Origin of the sequence: Micromonospora halotolerans (assembly GCF_032108445.1) — a bacterium.
Taxonomy (GTDB): domain Bacteria; phylum Actinomycetota; class Actinomycetes; order Mycobacteriales; family Micromonosporaceae; genus Micromonospora; species Micromonospora halotolerans.
In genome coordinates this window covers 3,952,599-3,977,920 of sequence record NZ_CP134876.1, presented here as the reverse complement: position 1 = coordinate 3,977,920, position 25,322 = coordinate 3,952,599, and the positions used below count along the sequence as shown (strand labels likewise).

Annotated in this window: 18 protein-coding genes; 5 read left to right on the top strand and 13 right to left on the bottom strand. The window is 72.3% G+C overall.

All coding sequences use genetic code 11. The features are described 5' to 3' along the window. The first annotated feature begins 210 nt into the window (after positions 1-210). The 5 genes from RMN56_RS18935 to RMN56_RS18915 all read left to right on the top strand — a co-directional run bounded on the left by RMN56_RS18935 (position 211) and on the right by RMN56_RS18915 (position 7,849). Positions 211-603, top strand: a complete 393-nt coding sequence (locus RMN56_RS18935; protein WP_313718787.1) for a hypothetical protein — start codon at positions 211-213, stop codon at positions 601-603. Positions 604-860: 257 nt separating this feature from the next. After that, a complete protein-coding gene (locus RMN56_RS18930) occupies positions 861-4,199 on the top strand; it encodes a ThuA domain-containing protein (protein ID WP_313718786.1) in 3,339 nt (1,112 codons plus the stop codon). Positions 4,200-4,286: 87 nt separating this feature from the next. Continuing rightward, a complete protein-coding gene (locus RMN56_RS18925) occupies positions 4,287-5,357 on the top strand; it encodes a sugar phosphate isomerase/epimerase family protein (protein ID WP_313718785.1) in 1,071 nt (356 codons plus the stop codon). 109 nt (positions 5,358-5,466) lie between these two features. Beyond that, positions 5,467-6,651: an ROK family transcriptional regulator gene (locus tag RMN56_RS18920; RefSeq protein WP_313718784.1), complete on the top strand. Its 1,185-nt coding sequence runs from the start codon at positions 5,467-5,469 to the stop codon at positions 6,649-6,651. A 307-nt stretch (positions 6,652-6,958) separates the two neighbouring features. After that, on the top strand, positions 6,959-7,849 hold the full coding sequence (locus tag RMN56_RS18915; protein ID WP_376787327.1) for an IS5 family transposase: 891 nt from the start codon (positions 6,959-6,961) through the stop codon (positions 7,847-7,849). Between the two features lie 8 nt (positions 7,850-7,857). On the opposite strand, the gene RMN56_RS18910 is transcribed toward RMN56_RS18915, so the two are convergent. The 13 genes from RMN56_RS18910 to RMN56_RS18850 all read right to left on the bottom strand — a co-directional run bounded on the left by RMN56_RS18910 (position 7,858) and on the right by RMN56_RS18850 (position 25,152). Next, positions 7,858-8,856 carry an IS481 family transposase gene (locus tag RMN56_RS18910; RefSeq protein WP_313718782.1) on the bottom strand — a complete coding sequence of 333 codons (999 nt, stop codon included), beginning with the start codon at positions 8,854-8,856 and terminating at the stop codon, positions 7,858-7,860. A gap of 122 nt (positions 8,857-8,978) precedes the next feature. After that, complete coding sequence (locus RMN56_RS18905; protein ID WP_313718781.1) at positions 8,979-9,989, bottom strand: sugar phosphate isomerase/epimerase family protein; 1,011 nt, start codon at positions 9,987-9,989, stop codon at positions 8,979-8,981. A 203-nt stretch (positions 9,990-10,192) separates the two neighbouring features. Then, the gene (locus RMN56_RS18900; RefSeq protein WP_313718780.1) at positions 10,193-10,687 is read right to left on the bottom strand and encodes a sensor histidine kinase; all 495 of its coding nucleotides are present in this window, start codon (positions 10,685-10,687) and stop codon (positions 10,193-10,195) included. Positions 10,688-10,765: 78 nt separating this feature from the next. Continuing rightward, entirely contained in the window at positions 10,766-12,874 is a 2,109-nt protein-coding gene (locus RMN56_RS18895; RefSeq protein ID WP_313718779.1) for a lectin, read from the bottom strand. 58 nt (positions 12,875-12,932) lie between these two features. Continuing rightward, entirely contained in the window at positions 12,933-15,767 is a 2,835-nt protein-coding gene (locus tag RMN56_RS18890) for an RICIN domain-containing protein (protein WP_313718778.1), read from the bottom strand. A 283-nt stretch (positions 15,768-16,050) separates the two neighbouring features. Further along, on the bottom strand, positions 16,051-17,121 hold the full coding sequence (locus RMN56_RS18885) for a polyprenyl synthetase family protein (RefSeq protein WP_313718777.1): 1,071 nt from the start codon (positions 17,119-17,121) through the stop codon (positions 16,051-16,053). Positions 17,122-17,225: 104 nt separating this feature from the next. Further along, complete coding sequence (locus RMN56_RS18880) at positions 17,226-18,041, bottom strand: TatD family hydrolase (RefSeq protein WP_313718776.1); 816 nt, start codon at positions 18,039-18,041, stop codon at positions 17,226-17,228. Then, a complete protein-coding gene (locus tag RMN56_RS18875; protein ID WP_313718775.1) occupies positions 18,041-18,661 on the bottom strand; it encodes an EboA domain-containing protein in 621 nt (206 codons plus the stop codon). The genes RMN56_RS18880 and RMN56_RS18875 overlap by 1 nt, the downstream gene beginning before the upstream one ends. Positions 18,662-18,915: 254 nt before the next feature. Further along, the gene (locus RMN56_RS18870) at positions 18,916-20,121 is read right to left on the bottom strand and encodes a Gfo/Idh/MocA family protein (protein ID WP_313718774.1); all 1,206 of its coding nucleotides are present in this window, start codon (positions 20,119-20,121) and stop codon (positions 18,916-18,918) included. A 20-nt stretch (positions 20,122-20,141) separates the two neighbouring features. Further along, entirely contained in the window at positions 20,142-21,194 is a 1,053-nt protein-coding gene (locus RMN56_RS18865; RefSeq protein WP_313718773.1) for a substrate-binding domain-containing protein, read from the bottom strand. Positions 21,195-21,284: 90 nt separating this feature from the next. Continuing rightward, positions 21,285-22,394: an ABC transporter permease gene (locus tag RMN56_RS18860; protein ID WP_313718772.1), complete on the bottom strand. Its 1,110-nt coding sequence runs from the start codon at positions 22,392-22,394 to the stop codon at positions 21,285-21,287. Further along, entirely contained in the window at positions 22,391-23,953 is a 1,563-nt protein-coding gene (locus tag RMN56_RS18855) for a sugar ABC transporter ATP-binding protein (protein WP_313718771.1), read from the bottom strand. Before RMN56_RS18855 ends, RMN56_RS18860 begins: the two co-directional genes overlap by 4 nt. Before the next feature lie 20 nt (positions 23,954-23,973). Beyond that, on the bottom strand, positions 23,974-25,152 hold the full coding sequence (locus RMN56_RS18850) for an ROK family transcriptional regulator (RefSeq protein WP_313718770.1): 1,179 nt from the start codon (positions 25,150-25,152) through the stop codon (positions 23,974-23,976). Positions 25,153-25,322 lie beyond the last annotated feature (170 nt).

Here is a 25,322-nt window from a genome sequence, read left to right as displayed (position 1 = left end):
GCCAGGGGGTTACCCGACTTCCGCCGCCCGGTGGCCCGCCCCGGAGCCCGCTCAGATTACCGGACAAATCGCCATCTCGGCACAGGGAGGCATGAGCGGAGAGCAGGATGGGTAGTTAGCCGCCGACAGAGAATGCAGGCGCGAGAAGGTCGCTCCCGCCGGGACCCCCCGGTCGGGATCGGCGGCGCGTCAGGTACGGAAGGAGCCGCCATGCGCGGAAAGATCATGTTTCTTGGCGGGCTGGCTGCGGGATTCGTCCTGGGCGCCCGTGCCGGCCGAGAGAAGTACGAGGAGCTGGTGGTCCGGGGTCGCAAGGTGCTCGACCACCCGACCGTCCAGGAGGCGGCGGGGGTCGCGCAGGCCCAGGCGACCCGGCTCTACTCGGAGGGCAAGGACAAGCTCGGGCAGACCAAGCTCGGCGAGAAGCTGGGCACCGGCAACGGCAACGGCGCCGGCAGCAAGCCGGGGCTGACCGACGCCGACAAGCCGTTCGCGGGCACGCCGGCCGCCGTCGGCGCCAAGTCCGGCTCGACCGGCACGGGTTCGACCAGTTCGACCGGCTCGTCGACCACCAGGTCGTCCGGCACGAGCACCAACCTCTGACCCAGCGGGAGCGGGCCGGTCGCCATCGGGCGACCGGCCCGCTCTCGTCTGTCCGAATGGGACTCGCTCCGACTTTTGCTCATCCTGAACAAAAGTCGCGGGGATTAATCGCAAACTTTTGGCTTCAACCTCTTCTCTTTGGTCGCGGGCACAAATATCGTCTCGCGTAGAACCTGGCCAGGCTCTCGTCACTTCCAGCGACCTCCTCAGCCTCGTCCCGGCGCTGAGGCGGACCCGCCCGACCAGAGCGAGGTTCGATGCGCAGAAGACCGTTCGGCCGCAGGGCCACCACATATCTCGGCCTGCTCACTCTCGTCGCTGCGACGCTCGTCGCGACGGCGGAGCGGGCCCCGACCCCGGCGCAGGCCGCGCCGGTGCTCACCGCCCCCGCACCCGTCAGCAACGGCATCCAGTACAAGGTGCTCGTCTTCACCCGGTCGGCCGGCGGCAACAACGCCGCCACCGCGGCCGGCGTGCAGGCCGTCCAGCAACTCGGGCAGGACCGCCGCTTCACCGTCGAGGTCACCAACGACCCCCGCAAGTTCGATCAGGCTCACCTGAAGCAGTTCCGCGCCGTGGTGTTCCTGAACACCGCCGGCGACGTGCTCAACGACGCCCAGCAGGCCGCCTTCGAGGCGTACTACCGCGACGGCGGCGGCTTCGTCGGCGTCCACTCCGCCATCGAGGCCGAGCCGGACTGGTCGTTCCTCACCAACGTGCTCGGTACCCGGGCCACCGGCGCGCCGACGGCCGCGAGCCGAGCGACCGTCACCGTCGCCGACCGGGTCCACCCGGCGTCGGAGACGCTGCCACAGCGCTGGTCCACCACCGACCGGTGGTACAACTTCGCGGCCAACGTTCGGGGCGTCTCGCACGTGCTGGCCACGGTGGATGAGAAGACCTACGCCGGCGGGAGCATGGGCTTCGACCACCCCGTCACCTGGTGCAAGGACTACCAGGGCGGCCGCTCGTTCTACACCGGGCTCGGCGCCACCCCGGCGAGCTACGACAGCGCCGACCTGCGGGCCCACCTCGGCGGGGCGATCCAGTGGGCAGCCGGCGTCACCGACGGCGACTGCGGCGCGACGGTGCTCGCCAACTACCAGATGACGGTGGTCGGGGCGCAGCCCAACGTCAACGAGCCGATCGGCTTCGACGTCCTCCCCGACGGGCGAGTCATCCAGACCGACCGGCGCGGCGGCGTCCGGCTGCACGATCCGGAGACCAACCAGACCACGGTGCTGGCCCAGATCCCGGTCTACACCAACAGCGAGGACGGGATGTACGGCCCGGCGGTGGACCACGACTTCGCCACGAACAGGTGGGTCTACCTCTACTACGCGCCCCCGCTGGACACCCCGCCGGGGAGCGCGCCGACCACCAGCACCGACCCGGCCGCGTGGGAGCAGTGGAAGGGCTACTTCCAGCTGTCCCGGTTCAAGTTCGTCGACGGGGAGACGCCGTCGCTGGACGTGAGCACCGAGCAGAGGATCCTCCAGGTGCCGGTGGACCGGGGCGCCTGCTGCCACGTGGCGGGGGACATCACGTTCGACTCGAAGAACAACCTCTGGCTGGTCACCGGGGACGACACCCCGGCAGGCGGCGGCGGGTCGGGCGGTTTCTCGCCGCACAACGACTCGGTGAGTGCCAGCGGCGTCTACCAGGCGCCGTTCGTCGACGCCCGGCGCAGCGCGGCCAACACCAACGACCTGCGCGGCAAGATCCTGCGGATCACGGTCGGCGCGGACGGGTCGTACACGGTCCCGACGGGGAACCTGTTCCCGGCCGGCACCGACAGGACCCGGCCGGAGATCTACGCCATGGGCTTCCGGAACCCGTTCCGGATCACCCTCGACAAGAACGACATCGCCTACATCACCGACTACTCGCCGGACTCCTCGGTCGCCCAGGTAGGCCGCGGTCCCGCCGGCACCGGTCGGATGATGGTGGTCGACAAGCCAGCGAACTACGGCTGGCCCATGTGCGTGCAGCCGAACCTGCCGTACATCGAGATGAACTGGACCACCAGCCCGATCTCGCCGGTGGCCCCGTTTGACTGCGCGGCACCGAAGAACACCTCGCGGCACAACACGGGCCTGACCGACCTGCCGCGGGTCGAGAAGTCGGAGCTGTGGTACTCGTTCCAGGCCCCAACGCCCTGCCCGGAGTCCTACCTGTCGACTCCGACGCAGACCTGCCCGGTGCTCTTCCCGGAGCTGGGCACGGGCGGCGTCGGCCCGCACGGAGCGGCGAAGTACGACTTCGACCCGGAGCTGAGGTCGGAGACGAAGTTCCCCGAGTACTACGACGGCGCGATCTTCTTCGGCGAGTTCACCCGGGACACCCTCAAGGAGATCCGGCTGGACGACCAGGGCGACATCCTGAAGATCAACAACGTGCTGAACTGCGGACAGGCGCCCACCACGCCCGCAAAGCCGTTCCTCTGCGACAACCCCATGGACATGCGCTGGGGCGCGGACGGCAACTTCTACCTGCTGACGTACGGGGACGGGTTCTTCAACGTCAACCCGGACGCGGCCATGCTCAAGTTCAGCTACGTCAAGGGCCTGCGGGCGCCGACGGCCGCACTGAACGCGACCCCCACCAACGGCCGGGCGCCACTGACCGTCGCCTTCTCCAGCGACGGCTCGGCGGACCCGGACCCGGCGGACTCCATCTCGTTCGCCTGGGACTTCGACGGCAACGGCACCACCGACTCGATCGACCCGAACCCGTCGTTCACCTACACCACCAACGGCGTCTACACCGCCCGGCTCACGGTGACCGACTCCAGCGGCAAGAGCGCGTCGGCGAACACCACCATCACCGTCGGCAACACGGCGCCGACCGTCACGGTCACCACCCCGCTGGAGGGCGGCTTCTTCAACTGGGGCGACGACATCCCATGGACGGTCACCGTCACCGACCCGGAGGACGGGCCGGTCGACTGCGCGAAGGTGGAGGTGACCTTCGTGCTCGGCCACGACAGCCACGGGCACGGCGAGGCCAACCAGTTCGGCTGTTCCGGGGCGCTGCCCACGGACGCCGACGACGCCTCGCACGGCGGCTACATCTACGGCGTGGTCAGCGCGTCGTACACCGACCAAGGGGCCAACGGCCAGCCGGCGCTGACCACGGTGGACCAGCAGATCATCCAGGCCAAGCGGCAGGAGGTCGAGTTCGCCACCGAGGCGTCCGGTACGACGGTCGGCACCACCACCGACACCGGGGGCGGGCAGCAGCGCGGCAGCCTCGACCCCGGCGACTGGATCGCGGTCAACAACACCGTGAACCTGCGGAACATGCAGTCGGTGACGCTGCGCACCTCCGGAGGCAGCGCCGCCACCGCCGGGCAGCCCCGGTTCGGCGTCCAGTTCCGGCTGGACTCCCCCACCGGCCCGCTGCTGGCCACGGCCACGGTCAACGCGACCGCCGGCAACAACGCCTTCACCAGCACCACCGTGCCGGTCACCGACCCGGGCGGGACGCACAAGCTCTACCTGGTCCTGACCACCGTCCCCGGCGGTCCGGCCAGCGGCTTCGGCAACCTCAACTGGGTCGAGTTCACCGGCCAGGGCATCGGCGTCACCCCGTGACGCCCGGGGTGGGGTCGCCACCCCGGCGGCCCCACCCTCACCCTCTCCCTCCCACACCACCAGCACCGTGAGAAAGGCAGTCAGGACATGACCGAGACATCGCACGGAATGAGCCGCCGCCGGGTACTCGGCACCATCGCCGGGGCGGCGGGCGCCGTCGCCGTCGGCGCGGCCGGACTCCCGTCGGCCGCCTTCGCCGGCAACGGGGTGCTCGTCCCGACCGGCAAGCGGGGCATCATCCTCTACAGCGTCCGCGACCGGATCAGCGCCGCCCCGGACGCCACCGGCGTGCCGTACGGGTTCGAGCGGGTGCTCGCCCGGCTCGCCGAGATCGGCTACAAGGAAGTCGAGTTCGCCGGGTACACCCAGCACACCTCGATTCTCGGCCGGCAGATCACCCCGGCGGAGATCCGCAAGGTCCTGGACGACAACGGGCTGCGTGCCAACGGCTCGCACGCCTCCGTCCCGAACACGGTCACCCCGGACACCATCGCCGCGTTCGAGCAGACGCTGGACACCGCCGAGATCCTCGGCATGACGCACATCGGCACCGGCAACGACCCGACCGGCAGCAACTACAAGGCCGACTGGGACGCCGCCGTGGACCGCTGGAACACCTTCGGCGAGATGGCCGCCGCCCGGGGTCTGAAGCTGTACACGCACAACCACGACGCCGCGTACAACTTCCTGCTCGACAGCGGACCGCTGGACGCGCTGGGGCGGCCGACCCGCTCCTCCGGCGTACGCAAGCTGGAGTACTTCATCGCGCGGACCAACCCGGAGTGGGTCTGGTTCGAGATGGACATCTACTGGGCGCACGTGGCCCAGCACCGGTTCCGCAGCTACACCGACCCGGACGGGGTGACCCAGACCAGAATCTTCGACCCGCTGGCCGTGGTCGCCGCCCAGACCATCCGGTTCCCGCTGTTCCACGCCAAGGACGGCACGTACGACCCGGCCAGCGCGGCCGGCTACGAGATGGTGCCGCTCGGCCAGGGCGACATCGACTACGGCAACTTCTTCGCGAACATGGGCGCGAAGGGTTACCACAACCCGATGTGGGAGCAGGACAACGCACCGGGCGGCGCCGCCGACCCGGGCCGGTCGCTGCGCTACGCGGAGATCAGCTACCAGCACATGTCGGGTCTGCGGGGCTGACGGACTCGACACCAGGATCGCAGGGGGCCGCGCCCGGGAAACCGGGGCGGCCCCCTCGCATCACGCGGTCGTGATGCCGGTATGGCACATTCGGGGGCAGGTGATCGTGATGACGATGGTCGGACCGGAGACCGCCGACCAGGCGCGGCTGCTGCGCCTGCTGCGTGACGACGGTCCGCGCTCGCGGGTCGAACTGGCCGACGCCCTGGGCCTGCCCCGGGCCCGGTTCACCGCCGAGGCGGACCGGCTGGCCGCGCAGGGCCTGGTGGAGACCGCCGGGCCGGCCGCGTCCCGGGGCGGCCGGCGCTCCTCCCTGCTGCGGGTCGGCGGGCAGGTGCGCTTCGGCGCGGTGCGGATCGGCGACGGGCGGCTGGCGGTGGCGCTCACCGACGGCGAGCTGACCCCGCTCGCCCGGCACGACGAGCCGGTCGACGTGCGGCTCGGCCCGGAGGTCGTGATCGGCCGGGCCGTGGAGCTGCTCGGCAAGCTACGGGCGGAGGCCGGGCTGGCCCGGCTCACCGGCGTCGGCGTCGCGCTCCCCGCCCCGGTCGCGGTCCGCGAGGGCGCCCCGGTCGCCCCACCCGCACTGCCCGGCTGGCACCAGTTCCCGGTACGCGACACGATCGCCGCCGAGCTGGGCTGCCCCGTGCAGGTCGACAACGACGCCAACGTGATGGCCCTGGGCGAGCGGCACGCCGGCACCGGCCGGCCGTTCGACGACTTCCTCTACGTCAAGCTGGGCGACGCGGTGGGCTGCGGGCTGGTGCTCGGCGGGGCGCTCTACCGGGGCGCGGCCAGCGGCGCCGGGGACATCGGGCACCTCCAGCTCACCGAGGACGGGCCGCTCTGCGGGTGCGGCAGCACCGGCTGCGTCGAGGCGTACTGCGGGGATGCCGCCCTGGTGCGGGAGGCGGTGACGGCCGCGCGGGCCGGGCGCTCGACGGCGCTCGCCGACCGGCTGGCCGCCGCCGGCGCGCTCACGGTGGCCGACGTGGCCGCGGCGGCGACCGCCGGGGACCCGGCCGCGCAGACGCTGGTCCGCGACGCCGCCCGCCGGCTCGGGCAGGTGCTGGTCGGCCTGGTCAGCTTCGTCAACCCCGCCATCGTGATCATCGGGGGCGCGGCACCCGGTATCGGGCCGGTCCTGCTCGCCGAGATCCGGGGCGTGGTCTACCGGCGCTCCACCCCGCTGGCCACCGGCAGCATGCCGATCGTCCTCTCCGACCTCGACGACCGGGCCGCCCTGATCGGCGCGGCCCGGCTGGTCAGCGACCAGGTCTTCGCCGCCTGCTGACCGCCCACCGCCCCGCACCGGCGGCCGACCTTGTCTCGGCGCTACGAACTTGATGACGCAGGTGACTCACCCGCCGACCGTCCGGGTCGCCGCCCGGCGGAGCGGATGAGTCGTTCACGCCATCAAGTTCGTAGCGGCCGACGGATCTAGGCCCTGTTTCAAAAATGAAAACCGTCTGATCGTCCGCCGTTGGCCCGCACCGGGCCGGCTCAGGCGTGTCGGTGATCGATAGACAGTGAGGTCTCCGGTAGAGGGTTCATCGACCAAGACGAACTTTCATACCGGAGACCTCGTGGCCACCTTAGCGGTGACGAGGCGACACGACCTGACCGACGCTCAGTGGGCGGTGCTGGAGCCGTTGCTGCCCAGGCTGCGTGGGTCAGGACGTCCGCCGAAGTGGAGCAGACGGCAGTTGATCGACGGGATTCGGTGGCGCACCCGGGTCGGCTCGCCGTGGCGGGACGTGCCGGCGCTCTACGGGCCCTGGCAGACCGTCTACGGGTTGTTCCGGCGGTGGCAGCGGGCCGGAGTGTGGCGGGATGTGGTCACCGGGTTGCAGGCTCGGGCCGACGCGGCGGGGATGATCACGTGGGACGTGAGCGTCGATTCCACCAGCGCCCGCGCTCATCAGCACGCTGCCGGCGCCTGCAACCGTGGCCAGTTGCAGGTCGAGTCGCCCGGCGGTGTCGATGACGAACCCGATGATCATGCGTTGGGGCGGTCACGAGGTGGGTTGACCACCAAGCTTCACCTGGCCTGTGAACAGGGTCGTAAGCCGTTGTCGACGGTGCTCACCGCCGGGCACCGCGGCGACAGCCCGCAGTTCGTTCCCGTGCTGGCTGGTATCCGGGTCCCCAGGGTCGGCGGTGGCCGGCCCCGCACACGACCGGATCGGGTCCTGGCGGACAAGGCCTACAGTTCCCGCGCCAACCGGCAGCACCTGGTCCGTCGAGGCATCGCGGCGACCATCCCGATCAAGATCGACCAGGCGGAGAGCCGACGCAGGAAGGGCTCGAAAGGCGGCCGGCCACCGACCTTCGACCCCGGCACCTACCGGCAACGCCATGCCGTCGAGTGCGGCATCAACCAGCTCAAACGCAACCGAGCGCTGGCCACCCGCTACGACAAGTTGGCCGTCCGCTACCACGCCACCGTGCACATCGCCACGATCAACGAATGGCTCCGACCCGGCTTATGAAACACGGCCTAGTTGTGCTGTCCAGGGACGTTGGTCAACCTGGTGATGGGTGGTAGGCCGCCGATGGCTGAGTGAGGCCGGTGGTGATTGTAGTGATGCAGGAAGGCCGGTAGGGCTTTCCTGCGGGCTTGTTCGCTGTTGTAGAAGCGGGCGATGGCCCAGCCGTCGGTCAGGGTGCGGTGGAAGCGCTCGACTTTTCCGTTGGTCTGGGGCCGGTAGGGGCGGGTCTTCTTCGGCCGGATGCCGAGTTCGGTGCAGGCATCACGCCAGGCGAAGGATTTGTAGGCCGAGCCGTTGTCCGACAGCACGCGTTCGACGGTGATGCCCCGGGCGGCGAACCAGGCGACGGCGTTGCGCAGCACGTCGATCGCGGTCGCGGCTTTCTCGTCATCGCGGATCTCGGCGTAGGCGACGCGGGAGTGGTCGTCGATGACGGTATGCACGAACGCAGTACCGATCTGTGGTTCGTAGGTTTTGCTGCGGGCTCCGGTGCGTCCGGCCGTGGCCTCACGGTTGCGGCGGCCTTGGACCCGGCCGACGTAGCGCCAGCCGCCGCCGTCAGGAATGCTGCCGTACTTGGTGACGTCGACGTGCAGCATCGCCCCGGGCCGGTCGTGTTCGTAACGCCGGACGGGTTCGCCGGTGATCCGGTCGAGATGACTGAGCCGGCTGAGCCGGCAGCGGGTCAGCACCGCATGCACGGTCGAGGCCGGGATACCGAGCCGCCCGCCGATCTGCACTGGACCCAGCCGCTGTCTCCACCGCAGATGCACAATCTTGCGGACCACCGGCCGTGGTGTCCGGGCCGGGCTGTGATGCGGGCGTGACGAGCGGTCCTGCATCCCCGCCTCGCCCTGCTCGGCGTAACGCTGGGCCCATCGTTTCGCCGTGCGCCAGGACACGTCATAGCGTTCGGCGGCCCGCGCGACCGGCCAGCGTTCCTCGATGATCAAACGCGCCAGCCGCAGACGCGCGCGTGGAGTCAAAGCAGCATTACGGTGGAGCACGAAGGCCTCCTGTTGCCGGAGCGGTTCCTAGACAGCTCCACTCCACAACCGGAGGCCTTCACCCGTCCAGGATCTAGATCAGGTCGTCACACAACCTCGACCAACCTGCCTGGACAGCACACCTAGTCGCGGCTGCTGCTGAAGGCCGCGTCGAAGGCGGCGGACGGGGCGTCGAAGGCGAGCCGGCGGACGAACTGGAGCGCCTCGGGCGCGCCGACCAGGCGGTCCATGCCGGCGTCCTCCCACTCGATCGAGATCGGGCCGGTGTAGCCGATCGCGTTCAACGCGCGGAAGCAGTCCTCCCACGGCACGTCACCGTGGCCGGTGGAGACGAAGTCCCAGCCCCGCCGCAGGTCCGCCCAGGGCAGGTGGGACGAGAGCCGGCCGCGCCGGCCGTCCCCGGTGCGCACCTTCGCGTCCTTGCAGTCGACGTGGTAGATCCGGTCGGCGAAGTCGAAGATGAAGTTGACCGGGTCCAGCTCCTGCCAGACGAAGTGCGACGGGTCCCAGTTCAGCCCGAACGCGGGCCGGTGGCCGATCGCGTCCAGGGCCCGCTTGGTGGTCCAGTAGTCGTAGGCGATCTCGCTGGGGTGCACCTCGTGGGCGAAGCGCACGCCCACCTCGTCGAACACGTCCAGGATCGGGTTCCACCGGTCGGCGAAGTCCTGGTAGCCGCGCTCGATCATGGCGGGCGGGACCGGCGGGAACATGGCCAGGGTGTGCCAGATGGACGAGCCGGTGAAGCCGACCACGGTCTTCACCCCGAGCTTCGCCGCCGCCCGGGCGGTGTCCTTCATCTCCTCGGCGGCGCGGCGGCGTACGCCCTCCGGCTCGCCGTCGCCCCAGATCCGGGCGGGGAGGATGTCCTGGTGCCGCTCGTCGATCGGGTGGTCGCAGACCGCCTGCCCGACGAGGTGGTTGGAGATGGCGAAGACCTGGAGGTTGTGCTTGGCGAGGGTGGCCCGCTTGCGGTCCACGTACGACTCGTCGGCGAGCGCCTTGTCGACCTCGAAGTGGTCGCCCCAGCAGGCGATCTCCAGACCGTCGTACCCCCACTCGGCGGCCAGCCGGCAGACCTCGTCGAACGGAAGATCGGCCCACTGGCCGGTGAAGAGCGTGATGGGTCGCGCCATTGTCCTTCTCCCCTGTCGTGATGGGGGGATTCCGTAGCGGACCGGGGCGAGGGCGACCGGGGTGCGGGCGACCTCGACGGGCACCGGTGGACGCGGTCGCGTCTGGGCCCGACGGGTTGCGCCTCCCACCGAGTCACCGGCCACCTCGCGGTCGCCGCCCTCACTCTAGGTCGGTCGGGGCCGGCGCGGAAGGCCCGGAACCGTCAGGCCGGGTCGGCCTCGTCCTCGGGGGCGGGCAGCTCGGCGCGGACCAGCCAGCCGCCCTCGGGGCACGGACCGGCGTGGACGGCCCCGCCGACCGACTGGGCCCGCGCCCGCAGGCCGGCCGCCGGGATGGCCGGCCCGTCGCCGCGTACCTCGACGGTGAGGCCGGCCGGGTCGTAGCGCAGCCGGACCGCGACGGCCGACCCCGGCGCGTGCCGGCGCGCGTCGGTCAGCGCCTCCTGGATGATCCGGTACGCGGCCGCGTCGACCGCGGCGGGCAGCGGGCGGGGCTGGCCGCCCACCCGCCAGCGCACCAGCTGGCCGGCGGCGAATTCGTCGATGAGCGCGTCCAGCCGGGTGAGGCTGGGCGCGGGTCCGGTGGACGGTGCCGGCGGCTCGGCGCGGCCCCGCACCCGGAACAGGGCGGCCCGCAGCACGTCACCGACGTTCGGGCCCGCCCGGGCGACCCGACGCCACCGCTCCAGGCGTCCCACACGGTCAAGGTACGGCAGCACCCCGGCGGCGGGCCGGGCGGATCCCGCAGGTCGCCCGGTCCGCCGCCGGTCGGCCGGTCAGGGCAGGGTCCACTTCTGGTTCGCCGCGCCGGTGCAGGTCCAGAGGTGTACGGGGGTGCTGTCGGCGGAGTTGTTGCCGGAGACGTCCAGGCACTTGCCGGACTGCGGGTTGCGCAGCGTGCCGTCGGCCTGGGCCGACCAGTTCTGCGCGCCGGTGCCGTTGCACGTCCAGAGCTGGATCTTCGTGCCGTCCGCCGACCCGCCGCCCGAGACGTCCAGGCACTTGCCCAGTGCCCGGACCGTCGAGTTCGGGGTCACCGTCCAGGTCTGCGCGGTGCTGCCGTTGCAGGTGTAGAGCTGGATCTGGGTGCCGTCGGCGGTCGCGCCGCCCCGCACGTCCAGGCACTTGCCGGCCAGGCCCCGGACCGGACCCGTGCCGCCGCCGCCCCCGCCGCCCCGGACCAGGGTGAAGTCGTCGACGTCGTACAGGCCGGTGCCGGTGCCGGCGAAGGTCAGCCAGACGGTCTGGCTGCCGGCCGGCACGCCGGCCAGCGCGGTGCTGACGTCGGCGAAGGTGGTCCAGCCGCCGGTGTTGGGCACCGCCACCTGGCCGAGCACGGTGCCCGTCGGGGAGCCGGTGCGGAGCTGGAGGGTGCCGCCCGGCCCGCCGGAGACCACCCGGGCCCGCAGCGCGGTCACCCCGGTCAGGTCCAGCCCCTGGTACGCGGCCCAGTCGCCCGGGTCGACGTACCCCAGGGTCTGCCCGCCGTTGGCGCCGGCCTTGGTGAACGGGGTGACCCCGCTGGCCGAGCTGAACGCCTCGGCCTGCACGGTGGTGCTGCCGGTCGGCGGGTTGCCGCCCAGCTCCTTGATCCGGATGTTGCGGAACGAGACGTCGTCACCGGTGCCGTGGTTCTGGATGCCGATGTGGCCGGCGAGCGAGCGGGCCGGGTCGGTGTTGGTGAAGTCGTTGATCTTCACGCCGTTGAGGAGGACCTGGAGCCGCTCCCCCTCGACCAGCAGCTCGTAGGTGTTCCACTCCCCCGCCGGGTTGAGCGCCGCGTCCCGCGCGGGGAGGTCGGCGGACTTGAAGGTGTAGACCGCGCCGGTGGTCCGGTCGGGGCTGTCGGTCGGGTCGATCTGGATCTCGTAGCCGTTGTCCACGGCCGACCAGGGGTCGCTCGACGGCGGGAAGCCGATGAAGACGCCGGAGTTGTCGTCGCCGGCCAGCCGCCAGTCCAGCTTGAGCGAGTAGCTGGTGAACTGCCGGGCGCTGTACCAGTAGAGGCCCATCCCGCCGACCGAGGTGAGGGTGGCGTCGGCGTTGGTGAAGCTGCCCGGACCGGCCTGGGACCAGCCGGTGGTGGCGCCGGCGTAGAGCGGCGCGTAGCCGGTCTCCGGGCGGCAGTCGGCCTTGGCGCGGCCGGCCGCGTACCGGATGCCGCCCAGCAGGTGAGCCCGGAACGCCGGGTCGGCGTAGGACGCCTGGGTGTGGCCGCCGCCGGTGTAGAAGGACCGGCCGCCCGCGTACGTCTTGCACCAGGCGTGCGGGTGGTCGCCGCCCATCGAGCCGCCCGAGTACGACGACTCGTCGAGGGTGGCCAGCACGTGCGCGGTGGACCGGGCGTTGGTGCGGTAGTTGTACCACTCGTCGGTGCGGTTCCAGGCCTGCGGCAGGTGGGCGGTGGCCGCGTGCGCCCGGTCCTCCACCCGCACGGTGGCCGGCTGGATCGCCGGGTGGGAGGCGAACCAGGCGCCGACCAGGTTGCCGTAGAACGGCCAGTCGTACTCGGTGTCCGCGGCGGCGTGCACGCCCACGTAGCCCCCGCCCGCGCCGACGTACGCCTCGAAGGCGGCCTGCTGGGTGGGGTCGAGCACGTCGCCGGTGGTGTTGAGGAAGACCACCGCCTCGTACCGGGCGAGGTTGGCGGTGGTGAACTGGGCGGCGTCCTCGGTGGCGGTGACGGTGAAGTTGTTGGCCGCGCCGAGGTCCCGGACGGCCTGGATGCCGGCCGGGATGGCGTCGTGCCGGAAACCGGCGGTCTTGGAGAAGACCAGCACGTCGTACGGCGCGTCGGCGGCGGCCGCCGGGGTGGCCGGGGTGGTGCAGGCGAGGGTGGCGAGGACGGCGGTGGCCGCGCCGAGGACGGTGCGGAGGAGTCTCATGTCGCTCTCCAGGGCCGGACGGGGTGCGGAGCCGGCGGACCGGCCCCGCACCGTCGGATCAGGGCAGGATCCACTTCTGGTTCGCCGCGCCGGTGCAGGTCCAGAGGTGTACGGGGGTGCTGTCGGCGGAGTTGTTGCCGGAGACGTCCAGGCACTTGCCGGACTGCGGGTTGCGCAGCGTGCCGTCGGCCTGCGCCGACCAGTTCTGCGCGCCGGTGCCGTTGCACGTCCAGAGCTGGATCTTCGTGCCGTCGGCGGTCGCGCCGCCCGAGACGTCCAGGCACTTGCCGAGCGCCCTGACCGTCGAGTTGGGGGTCACCGTCCAGCTCTGCGCCGTGGTGCCGTTGCAGGTGTAGAGCTGGATCTGGGTGCCGTCGGCGGTCGCGGCGTTGCGCACGTCCAGGCACTTGCCGGCCAGTCCACGGACCGGCCCGGTGCGCGCGCCGGACGTGGTGAGCGTGAACGAGTCGAGGTCGTAGAGCGCGCCGGCGCCGCCCGCGAAGGTGAGGTAGAGCGTGGTGGTCCCGGCGGGCGGGTTGGCGACCGTGCCGGTCACCGTGGTGAACGTGTCCCACGCCCCGGTCACCGGAACGGTGGCCGAGCCGAGGACGGTGCCGGTCGCCGAGCCGGCCCGGACCTGGAGGGTGCCGCCCACCCCGGCGGAGGAGACCCGGGCACTGAACCCGGTGACGTTGCCGAGCTGGTAGGGCTCGAACGCGATCCAGTCCCCGTTGTGGATGTCGCCGACGGTGCGGCCGCCCTCGGCGGTCGCCTTGTCGAAGGTGTTGATGCCGGCCGAGGTCTTGAAGTGCTCGGCCTGCCGGTGCCGGGGCTGGAGGGTGTGCTGGGTGTGCGTGGTGAGGCCGCCCGAGTCGGTGTACTCGGCGTCGAAGATCGCGAAGATGTTCGCCGCGTCGTCGTGCTCGCCGTCGACGGGGATGCTGATCGACCCGGTGCAGCCGGTGGCCGAGGTGATCTGGTGGCCGTGCTGGTCGTGGCCGAGCACGTAGGTCATCTTGACCTTCGTGCAGTCGATCGTGCCGTCCTCCGGGTCGGTGACGGTGATCCGGAACGGCACGGTGTCGCCGAAGGAGAAGAGCTGCCCGTTGCCGGGGCTGTTCACGGTGACGGTCGGCGCGGTGTTGCCGACGGTGACGACCACGCTGGCCGTGCCGGTGGCGCCCTGCGGGTCGCGGACGGTCAGCGTGGCGGTGTAGCGGCCGTTGGCCGTGTAGGTGTGCGACGGGTTGGCCGCCGTGGAGGTGCCGCCGTCGCCGAACGCCCACGCGTACGTGAGCGCCCCGCCCTCCGGGTCGGACGATCCGGCCGAGGAGAAGGCGACGGCCAGCGGAGCCACGCCGGAGGTCCGGTCGGCGGCGGCCCGGGCCACCGGGGCGCGGTTGCCGCCGCCGAGGTAGTCGAAGCGGTACAGCGCCGAGTTGGCGTCGCCGTTGAAGTAGCCGGTGCCGTAGTCGAGCACGTAGTAGGCGCCGTCCGGCCCGAACGCGGAGTCCATCACCTGCTTGCCGGTCCACGGGAAGGCGTCGATGGTGCCGGGTGAGCCGTCGGCGTTGAGGTGGATCGGCTTGATCCAGCCGCGGCCGAACTCGGTGGCGAAGAACTGCCCGTCGAAGGACTGCGGGAACTTCGTGGTGGAGGGGTTGGCGGCGTCGTAGCGGTAGACCGGGCCGGCCATCGGCGACTCGGAGCCGCCGCCGAACTCGGGCGGGCTGCCGGCGTCGCCCGCGTACCGGATCCAGGCCGGCTTCGCGGCCGGCAGGGTGCTCTGGCCGGTGTTGCGGAACGAGTTGTTGGTCGGGCCGCCCGCGCAGTTGAACTTCGCGCCCGCGGTGCCGGTGGCGAAGTCCCACTCGGCGTACGTCTCGGCCGCCGTGTTGGTGCCGGTGCAGTACGGCCAGCCGTAGTTGCCCGGCCCGGTGACCCGGTCGAACTCGACCTGCCCGGACGGGCCGCGGGCCGAGCTGGTGCCGGCGTCCGGGCCGTAGTCGCCGACGTAGACGGTCCCGGTGGCCCGGTCGACGCTCATCCGGAACGGGTTGCGGAAGCCCATCGCGTAGATCTCGGGCCGTGTCCGGGCGGTGCCGGGCGGGAAGAGGTTGCCGGCCGGGATGGCGTACGACCCGTCGGCGTTCACCTTGATCCGCAGGATCTTGCCGCGCAGGTCGTTGGTGTTGCCGGCGCTGCGCTGCGCGTCGTACGCGGGGTTGCGCTCGGTCCGCTCGTCCAGCGGGGCGTAGCCGCCGGAGTCGAACGGGTTGGTGTCGTCGCCGGTGGAGAGGTAGAGGTTGCCGGCGGCGTCGAAGTCGATGTCGCCGCCGACGTGGCAGCACATGCCCCGGTCGGCCGGCACGTCGAGCACGTCGACCCGGCTCGTCTGGTTGAGCGTGAAGTCGGCGTTGAGGTTGAACCGGGAGAGCCGGTTGACGCCCCGCCACGCGGAGAAGTCGCCGCCGGTGGCGGGGGCGTCGCCGGCCGGGGTGGACAGCGGGGGCGCGTAGTAGAGGTAGATCTGCCGGTTGCTCGCGAAGCCGGGGTCGACCCCGACGCCCTGGAGCCCCTCCTCGTCGTGGTTGTAGACGGGCAGGGTGCCGATCACGGTGGTGGTGCCGGCGGCGTCGGTGCGCCGGAGCGTGCCGTTGCGGGCGGTGTGCAGGACCGACCGGTCGGGCAGCACCGCGAGGGACATGGGTTCGCCGGTCTCGGCGACGCCGCGGGCGAGTTCGACCTGCTGGAAGTCGCTGGCCGGGATGGGGTGCGCGGACGCCGGGACGGGGGTCGCGGCCAGGCTGACCGCGCCGGCGGCCGCCGCGAGCAGCAGCGCCGATCCGGCGGGGAGCCATCGTCGGGTGGGGGTGTGGTGGGGGCTGGACATGCTTCTGCTGTCCCTTCCTGACGCGCGCAGCCTGGATCGGGCGCGCGTCGCGCCGGATGCCGTGCGGGGATGCTGCGCCGGGCCCGCCGGGTGCGGCCCGGCAGGCCGTGACCGCCGGTGGTTGCGGCCGGCCGGTCACCTCGACGAGGGTGCCGGGTGCGGGCGGTTCACCCTCGACGAAACAGCTCTGTGCTTGCGGACGACATTAAGACCTTTCGATCTGCCTGTCCATAGCTTCCGCTGGTTCCGGAACGACTTTCGTCAATGAGCGACAAAAGTGGGGTCAGCGACGCCGGTCGACGGCCCGGGCCGCCAGCTCGGCCAGCGCCGTCCGGGCCGGCTCCGCCAGCGGCAACCCGTCCAGCGCGGCCAGGGCCGCGTCCGCGCGGGACCGGATCATCCGCTCCACCGTCGCCCGCGCCCCGGACGCCTCCACGATCGCGCGCACCTCGGCCGCCCCCGCCGGGTCCAGGGCCGGATCGCCGACCAGCGCCCGCAACCGCGCCACCCCCGCCGGCCCCGCGGCCGCCCGGGCCAACGCCATGAGCACCGTCGGCTTGCCCTCCCGCAGGTCGTCCAGGTTGGACTTCCCGGTCACCGCCGGGTCGCCGAAGACGCCGAGCAGGTCGTCGCGGAGCTGGAAGGCGTCCCCCAACGGGTCGCCGAATCCGGCCAGCGCGGCCACCACGTCCGGATCCGCACCGGCCAGGGCGGCACCGAGCTGCACCGGCCGGGTGACCGTATAGCGGGCCGTCTTGAGCCGCACCACCGCGAGGGCGCTCTCCACCGAGCCGTCGCCGGCCGCGGCCACCACGTCGAGGTACTCCCCCGCGATCACCTCGGCCCGCATCCGGGCGAACACGGCGTGGCCCCGGCGCAGCCGCTCGGTGTCCAGCCCGCAGCCGTGGAACATCTGGCCGGACCAGGCGGCGCAGAGGTCCCCGCAGAGCAGGGCCGCCTGCCGGCCGTACGCCTCCGGGTCGCCCTGCCAGCCGGACCGGGCGTGCCACTCGGCGAAGACCCGGTGCACGGTGGGCCGGCCGCGCCGGCGGTCGCTGCGGTCCAGGATGTCGTCGTGGATCAGCGCGAAGGCGTGGAACAGCTCCAGCGCCGCCGCGGCCACCACGATCGGGCTCCCGTCGGTGCCGCCGAAGCCCCGCCAGCCCCAGTAGCAGAACAGGGGTCGCAGCCGCTTGCCGCCGGCCAGGACGAACCGGCGGAGCACGGCGTGGACGGCCGCCGTGCCGTCGTCGTCCGGCCGGCCCGGCCGGCGCTCGTGCAGGAACGCGGCGAGCGCGGCGTCGAAACGGCCCCGCAGCAGGGCCGCGTCGGTCGGTGCGACGGTCACGGTCACAGCGCCCTCCCGGGGCGCCCGATCCAGGCAGATCCCGAGCCGGTCGGTATCCATGGCTGACAATACCGCGCGTGCCTGTCCCGTGGAGTCCACCGGACAGCCGCTCAGCCTCGGGGCCCGCCCAGGTCGGCGAGATCCAGCCGGCCGGACTGACCGTAGAACTCGACCGGGTTGCGCCACAGCACCCGGTCCACGTCGTCCTCGGTGAACCCGGCGAGCAGCATGGCCTCCCCGGTGTCCCGGGTGAGCAGCGGGTCCGAGCGCCCCCAGTCGGCGGCCGAGTTGACCAGCATCCGCTCGGTCCCGTACGCCCGCAGCAGCTCGACCATCCGCGGCGGCGACATCTTCGTCTCCGGATAGATCGAGAAGCCGAGCCAGCAGCCGGTGTCCCGCACCAGCTCCACGGTGACCTCGTTGAGATGGTCGACCAGCACCCGCCCGGGGTCGATGCCGGACTCGGCGACCACGGCCAGCGTGCGCGCGACCCCGCGCGCCTTGTCCCGGTGCGGGGTGTGCACGAGGGCGGGCAGGTCGTGCGCCACGGCCAGGGCGAGCTGGCCGGCGAAGGCGGCGTCCTCGGCCAGGGTCATCGAGTCGTAGCCGATCTCGCCGACCGCCACCACGCCGTCCTTGTCCAGGTAGCGCGGGAGCAGATCGAGCACCGGGCGGCAGCGGGTGTCGTTGGCCTCCTTCGGGTTCAGCGCCACGGTGGCGTGGTGCCGGACGCCGAACCGGCCCGCCCGGAACGGCTCCCACCCGATCAGCGAGTCGAAGTAGTCCACGAAGGTGTCCACACTGGTCCGCGGCTGCCCCAGCCAGGAGGCCGGCTCCACCACGGCCCGCACCCCGGCCGCGGCCATCCGCTCGTAGTCGTCCGTGGTCCGGGACGTCATGTGGATGTGCGGGTCGAAGATGCGCATCACGCCTCCGGCGCGGTGGTCGACGGGGAGCGGGCGCCGAGCCGGTCGAGCAGGTCGGCCGCGTCGGCGGGCATGCTCCGGCCGGCCGCGTGCCGCTCCTCGGCGAGCCCGGCCAGCATCACGGCCAACTCGCCGTCGGCGCGGCCGGCCAGGTCGTCGACGACGGCCAGCGGAACGCCGGTGAAGACGCACTTGAGCACCGCCTGGCGCCACGCCGGCTGCTCCAGGTGCCGGGCGTACGGGCCCAACGCGGCGGCCACCAGCCGGGTGTCGTCGGTGCGGATCGCGTCGTGCAGCAGCGGCACGCACTCCGCCCCGATGGGCAGCAGGGGCAGGGCCCGCAACACGGCCCGCTTCTCGGCGGCGTCGCCGTGCCGGTAGAGCGCCTCGGCCGCCGCGGCGTGGCCGGTGGGAAGCGCGGTGAGCAGCAGCGCCCGGGCCGCCTCGTCGACGGTCCAGCCGGGCCGGCCGGGCAGCGGCCCCCGGCCGCACGCGCGGGCCGCGGTGGCGAACAGCCGCGGGATCGCCGCGGGATCGGTCGCGACGCGGCGCAGGGCCGCGTCCAGCCACCGCGGATCGGGTACGCCCCGCAGTGCGGTGCGCAGTCGGTCGGGTGTCATGCCGTCTCCCCTCCGAGCCGCGTGGCCGGGTGTCCGCCTCCCCGTTCTCGGGCCGGTCGGCCGGTGCGGCCGGGGAATCCCGGTCCGGCCGCACCGGACGGCCGTGCTGATTCGTGCCGGCCGCGGGTTCGGCGCGGCGGCACGCTCTCCGGGGCCGGCCTCGTCCCCGCCGCGGGGCGCAACCGCGGCGGGCCCTCGCCGGTCGGCACCGGAAAGCCCTTCGGGTCGGCGCGTGGAGCGCCGCCGTGGATCGGTCAGGCGGCCACGTCGGCCAGCGCGGGCTCCACCTCCGTCCACGCGGCCCGCTCGGCGGAGCGGGCCACCGCGTCGAGCACGAGCTGGACCTGCAACGCGTCGGCGAACGACGGCGTGGGGTCCACGCCGGTGGCGACCGCCTCGACGAAGTCGCGCATCTGGTGGGTGAAGGAGTGCTCGTAGCCGATGATGTGGCCGGGCGGCCACCACGCCGACAGGTACGGGTGCTCCGGCTCGGTCACCAGGATCCGGCTGAAGCCCTGCTCGGCGGCCGGCCGGGTGGCGTCGAGGAACTCCAGCTCGTTGAGGCGTTCCAGGTCGAACACCACGCTGCCCAGCGAGCCGTTGATCTCGACACGCAGGGCGTTCTTGCGGCCGGTGGCGAACCGGGTCGCCTCGTAGGTGGCGAGCGCGCCGCCGTGGAGCCGGGCCACGAAGACGGCGGCATCGTCCACGGTGACCGGGCCGGTCGCCCGGCCGTTGCCGTCGGCCTGCGCGGCTAGGCCGCTCGACCCGGCCGGCAGCGGCCGCTCCTTGACGAACGTCTCGGTGATCGCGCTGACCCCGGTGATGAGCTGCCCGGTCACGTACTGGGTCAGGTCGATGATGTGCGCGCCGATGTCGCCGAGCGCGCCGGAGCCCGCCCTGTCCTTCTGCAACCGCCAGACCAGCGGGAACTGCGGGTCCACGATCCAGTCCTGGAGGTAGACCGCCCGGACGTGCCGGATCTCGCCGAGCCGCCCGTCGGCGACGAGCTGCCGCATCAGGGCGACCGCGGGCACGCGGCGGTAGTTGAAGCCGCACATGGCGCGTACCCCGGCGGCTTGGGCCCGGGCGGCGGCGGCCGCCATCTCCCGGGCCTCCTCGACGGTGTTGGCCAGCGGCTTCTCGCACAGCACGTGCTTGCCCGCGGCCAGCGCGGCGAGGGCGATCTCGCAGTGGCTGTCCCCCGGTGTGCAGATGTCGACGACGTCGATCTCGTCGGATTCGACGAGCCGCCGCCAGTCCGTGGTGTGCCCGTCCCAGCCGAGCCGGCCGGCGGCCTCGGCCACCTTCGGCTCGTCCCGGCCGCAGACCAGCGCCATCCGCACCCGCGCCGGTAGGTCGTACACGCGGTTCACCGTGCGCCACGCCTGGGAGTGCGCGGCGCCCATGAACGCGTAGCCGACCATGCCGACGCGCAGGACGTTGTCGTGAATGGACAAGGTGGGTCTCCCCCCGTGTGTCAGAACCCGAGCTTCAGGTAGCTGCTCGCGTTCTCCTTGGTGATCGTCTCGGAGGCGAGCACGATCTCCTTCGGTACCTGGAGTTCGACCAGGTCGGACATGCCCTTGCCCTGGCCGATCAGGCGGGCCAGGGTGATGGCCGAGGAGGCCATCGACGGGCTGTAGGTGACGGTGGCCTTCAGCACCGTGTTGTCGGCCGCGATGTCCTCCATGGCCTTCTTCGAGCCGGCGCCGCCGACCATGAAGAACTCCTTGCGGTTGGCCTGGTTGACCGCGGCGAGGACGCCGATGCCCTGGTCGTCGTCGTGGTTCCAGATCGCGTCGATCTTCGGCAGCGCCTGGAAGAGGCCGGTTGCGGCCTGCTGGCCGGAGTCGGCGGTGAACTCGGCCGGGCGGCGGTTGGCCACCTTGAGGCCGAACGAGTTCAGGGTGTCGACGAAGCCCTTGGAGCGTTCCTGGGTCAGCTCCAGCGAGTCGATGCCGGGGATCTCACCGATGACCGGGTTGCTGACGCCCTTGGCCTTGAGCTGCTCGGCGATGTAGGTGGCGGCGGCCACCCCCATGCCGTAGTTGTCGCCCTTGATCTGCAGCCGGTACGCCTTGGCGTCCGGGAAGGCCCGGTCGAGGTTGACCACCGGGATGCCGGCCTTCATGGCCTCCAGGCCGAACGCGTTGAGCTCCTTGCCGTCGTGCGGCAGCAGCACGATCACGTCGGGCTTCTGGGAGATCAGGGTGGACAGCGCCGCGCGCTGGGCCGCCGCGTCCGCGCCGGCCTCCACGCTCTTCAGCTCCACGTCCGAGTACGCGCCGGCCTGTGCCTTGGCGTTGTTGGTGATGGCGGCGATCCAGCCGTGGTCGGCGGCCGGGGCGGAGAAGCCGATGGTCACCTTCTTGCCGGGCTCGCTGTTGGCGCCGGCCGCCGCGGCCTTGGTCTGCGCGGCGGTCGGGGCCTGCTCGTTGCTGGTGCAGCCGGCGAGAAGCACTCCGGCGGAGAGCGCGGCTCCGCCGAAGAGCATCCGGCGGCGCGACAGGTCGCTGCCCTGGCTTGTCATGACGGCCTCCTGAAATGAGGTGGTGGGAGTTTTCGGGTGCGGTGGGCCGGACCACCGTCGGATGACGGCGGCCGGGCGGTCGCGATGGGATCAGGTGGTGGTGACCCGGTTGCGGGCGAGGAACTGGGTGAGGCTGCGGAACTGCACCTGCTGGACCAGGACGGCGGCGACGATGATGCCGCCCTTGACCATGTTCTGGGCCTCGGTGGAGAGGCCGTTGATGGCGAAGAGGTTGGTGATCGTCGAGAAGATGATCACCCCGAGCAGGGAGCCGATGATGGTGCCCCGCCCGCCGCTGAGCAGCGTGCCGCCGATGATCGCGGCGGCGATCGCGTCCAGCTCGTAGAGGTTGGCCATCGCCGCCTGCGCGGAGGTGGCCTGCGCGGTCAGCATGATCGCGGCGATGCCGCAGCAGAGGCCGGAGAGCGCGTAGAGCAGCACGGTGTGCCGGCGGACGTCGATGCCGGCGAGCCGGGCCGCCTCCGGGTTACCGCCCACGGCCACCGTGCGGCGGCCGAAGGTGGTCCGGTTGAGCAGCACCCAGCCGGCCGCGACCACCGCGGCGAGGATGTAGACCAGCAGCGGGATGCCGAGCAGCTTCGCGGTGGCGATGCCGTTGATGAAGCTGTCGTTGGAGACCTGGGTCTGCTTGTCGGAGATCTCGGCGGCCAGGCCGCGCGCGGCGACCATCATGGCCAGCGTGGCGATGAACGGCACCAGCCGCCCGTACGAGACGAGCAGCCCGTTCACCACGCCGACGGCCAGCCCGACGGTGAGCGCGGTGAAGATCATGCCGCCGGCGCCGTAGCTCTGGGTGGCGAGCGTGGTGCACCAGACCCCGGCGAGCGCGACGATCGCGCCGACCGAGAGGTCGATGCCGCCCCCGATGATCACGAAGGTCATCCCGACGGTGACCACGCCCACCACCGAGGCGAGCTTGAGGATGGTGAGCGTGTTGCCCCACACCCAGTTCGCGTCGCCGTAGAGGTCGGGCCGGGTCAGGATGCCGATGACCACCAGCACCACCAGGGTCGCCAGCAGGCCGAGGTTGCGCTTGGCGCCCTCCCCGCGGTCGCCGCTCCACCAGGAGAGCCCCGGCCGGGCTTCGGCCTTCGCGGTCTCGGCCGGGTCGACCGGCGGCGACTGGGCCGGCAGCCCGGCTGCCCGCTCCGGCGCCGCCGTGGGTGTCGTGTCGCTCATGCTGGCGCGCCTTCCATGAGGGACCCCGCCATGACGAGGTCGAGCACGGTGTTCTCGTCGAGTTCGCCGGCCGGGGCCTCGCGGACCACCCGGCCCTCCCGCATCACCAGCACCCGGTCGGCCAGGCCGAGCACCTCGGGCACCTCGCTGGAGACCAGCAGCACCCCGACGCCCCGCGCGGCGAGTTCCCGGATCACCTGGTAGAGCTCGGCCCGGGCGCCGACGTCCACGCCCCGGGTCGGCTCGTCGAGCAGCAGCAGCCGGGTGTCCCCGAGCAGCCACCGGCCGACCACCACCTTCTGCTGGTTGCCGCCGGACAGGGTGCGCACCGGCCGGCGCACGTCCCGGGGCCGCAGCTCCAGCGAGGCGGCGATCCGGTCCGCGGCGGCCCGTTCCCGCCCGGCGTCGGTGAAGCCGAGGCGCGCGTACCGGCCGAAGGTGGCCAGCGTGACGTTGCGGTAGATCGGTTCGCCGAGCAGCAGCGCCTGGCTCTTGCGCTCCTCGGGGGCCATGCCCATGCCGGCCTTCACCGCCGCGCCGACGCTGCCCGGGCGCAGCGTCCGGCCGCCCATCCGGACCGTGCCGGCCTCCGCGCGGCGGGCCCCGTAGATCGTCTCCAGCAGCTCCGAGCGGCCCGAGCCGACCAGCCCGGCGATGCCGACGATCTCCCCGGCCCGCACGTCGAGCGAGACGTCGGCGAACTCGCCCTGCCGGGTCAGCCCCTCCACCCGCAGCAGCTCCGCGCCGGCGGGGTCGTCGGCGGGACGGTCCGGGAAGACGTACTCGATGGTCCGGCCGGTCATCCGGGCGACCAGGTCGCGGGTCGGCGTCTCGCGGGCCGGCAGGTTCGCCGCGGTGGTCCGGCCGTCCTTGAGTACGGTGACCCGGTCGCCGATCTCGCGGATCTCCTCCAGCCGGTGGGAGATGTAGATGACGGCGATGCCCTGCGCGGTGAGCTCCCGGATGATGCGGAACAGGTTGCCCACCTCGTCGTGGGCGAGCACCGCGCTCGGTTCGTCCATGATGATCAGTCGGGCCTCGTGGGAGAGCGCCCGGGCCATGCTGACGACCTGCTTGCCGGCGGCCGGCAGGTGGCGGACCAGCCGGCCGGGCGGGATCTCCGGGTGGCCGAGCCGGGCCAGGATCTGCCGGGTCCGCCGGGCCATGTGCCCGCGCCGGACGAAGCCGAGCCGGCGCGGCTCGTGGCCGAGGAAGGCGTTCTCCGCCACCGACAGCTCCTCGACCAGGTCGAGTTCCTGGTAAATGGTGGCGATCCCGGCCCGCATGGCGGCCTGCGGGTTGGCGAAGGCCGCCGGCTCGCCGCGCCACACCACCTCGCCGGAGTCCGGCCGGTGCACCCCGGCAAGCACCTTGATGAGGGTGGACTTGCCGGCGCCGTTCTGCCCGAGCAGGCAGTGCACCTCGCCGGCCCGCACCTCCAGCTGCACGCCGTCCAGCGCGCGTACGCCCGGGAAGGTCTTGACCACGTCGGTGAGGCGCAGGACCACCTCACCCGCGACGGTGTCGGCGGGCGCCTCGACCAGCGGTTCGTTCGTCACCTCGGGCTCCTCGCTGTCGTTCATGCGGCTTCGCCGAAGGCGAGGTCGCTGGCGAGCACCGCGGCGCCGGCGACGCCGGCGCGGGGACCCAGCTCGGAGAGGACGACCGGCAGGTTGCCGGTGGCCAGCGGCAGCGAGCGGCGGTAGACCACGCTGCGGATCTCGGCGAGCAGGATGTGGCCGAGCTGGGCGAGCCCGCCACCGATCACGATCATCGACGGGTTGGTGAAGCTGACCAGGCCGGCCAGCACGCTGCCGACCCGCCGGCCCCCGTCGCGGATGAGCTGGATGCAGGTGACGTCCCCCTCGACCGCCCCCTGCGCGACGTCCAGCGCGGTCACGGCGCCCCGGGCGGCGAGCCGCTCGACGAGCGCGGGCGACACCTCGGTGCGGGCCGCGGTGGTGGCCGCCCGGGCCAGCGCGGCCCCGCTGAACACCGCCTCCAGGCAGCCGAGGTTGCCGCAGGAGCACATCGGACCGTTCGGGTCGACCTGGATGTGGCCGATGTCGCCGGCGCACCCGTCGGTGCCCCGGTAGACCTCGCCGTTGAGATAGATGCCGCAGCCGACGCCGGTGCCGATCTTGATGAACAGGAAGTCGTCCACCGAGTGGGCGACGCCGCCGTGCCGCTCGCCGATGGCCATGATGTTGACGTCGTTGTCGACCACCGCCGGGCAGCCGTGCTCGCGGGTGAGCAGCTCACGCACGGGGAAGCGGTCCCAGCCCGGCATGATCGGCGGCGAGACGGGCACGCCGTCCCGGAAGCTCACCGGACCCGGCACGCCGATGCCGACCGCGTCGAGCCGCTCGTACGCGCCGTCCACTCTGGCCTTGTGCAGCAGCTCGTTGACCCGCTGGAGGGTCACCTTCGGGCCGGAGCGGATGTCGGCGGGCTCGGCGTAGGCGGCCACCGGCTCCAGCCGGCCGTTCACCACCTCGACGTCGATCGAGCTGGCGCCCAGGTCGACCGCGGCGAAGCGCAGGTGCGGGCTCAGCTCGACCAGGGTGGACCGGCGGCCGCCCCGGGACGCGGCCAGCCCGGCCTCGGCCACGTAGCCGAGGTTGACCAGCCGCTCCAGCTCGGCGAGCAGGCGCGGGCGGGGCATCTGGAGCCGGTCACCCAGCTCGGCGCGGGAGACCGCGCCATCGTCCCGGAGCGTTCGCAGGAGCTGCACGTGCAGGGGGTCGACCGTCCGCACCGGGACTCACCTCCGCATCGGAGTCGTTCACATCGACGCAACGGCGATGTGTCGTGTCCGACACAGTAGGAGCCTTCCAGGTCACGTGTCCATAGCTTCGGCACATCCGGTCGAAAGTTTTGTCCATCTGAGCAAAAGCAGGGAGTGGATCATGAAAAGCGGCCGCCCCC

What these genes read in the sequence shown, in the direction of transcription:
- RMN56_RS18935 (WP_313718787.1), top strand. Translation starts at nt 211, where the DNA reads ATGCGCGGAAAGATCATGTTTCTTGGCGGGCTGGCTGCGGGATTCGTC.
- RMN56_RS18930 (WP_313718786.1), top strand. Translation starts at nt 861, where the DNA reads ATGCGCAGAAGACCGTTCGGCCGCAGGGCCACCACATATCTCGGCCTG.
- RMN56_RS18925 (WP_313718785.1), top strand. Translation starts at nt 4,287, where the DNA reads ATGACCGAGACATCGCACGGAATGAGCCGCCGCCGGGTACTCGGCACC.
- RMN56_RS18920 (WP_313718784.1), top strand. Translation starts at nt 5,467, where the DNA reads ATGACGATGGTCGGACCGGAGACCGCCGACCAGGCGCGGCTGCTGCGC.
- RMN56_RS18905 (WP_313718781.1), bottom strand. Translation starts at nt 9,989, where the DNA reads ATGGCGCGACCCATCACGCTCTTCACCGGCCAGTGGGCCGATCTTCCG.
- RMN56_RS18895 (WP_313718779.1), bottom strand. Translation starts at nt 12,874, where the DNA reads ATGAGACTCCTCCGCACCGTCCTCGGCGCGGCCACCGCCGTCCTCGCC.
- RMN56_RS18890 (WP_313718778.1), bottom strand. Translation starts at nt 15,767, where the DNA reads ATGTCCAGCCCCCACCACACCCCCACCCGACGATGGCTCCCCGCCGGA.
- RMN56_RS18880 (WP_313718776.1), bottom strand. Translation starts at nt 18,041, where the DNA reads ATGCGCATCTTCGACCCGCACATCCACATGACGTCCCGGACCACGGAC.
- RMN56_RS18875 (WP_313718775.1), bottom strand. Translation starts at nt 18,661, where the DNA reads ATGACACCCGACCGACTGCGCACCGCACTGCGGGGCGTACCCGATCCG.
- RMN56_RS18865 (WP_313718773.1), bottom strand. Translation starts at nt 21,194, where the DNA reads ATGACAAGCCAGGGCAGCGACCTGTCGCGCCGCCGGATGCTCTTCGGC.
- RMN56_RS18860 (WP_313718772.1), bottom strand. Translation starts at nt 22,394, where the DNA reads ATGAGCGACACGACACCCACGGCGGCGCCGGAGCGGGCAGCCGGGCTG.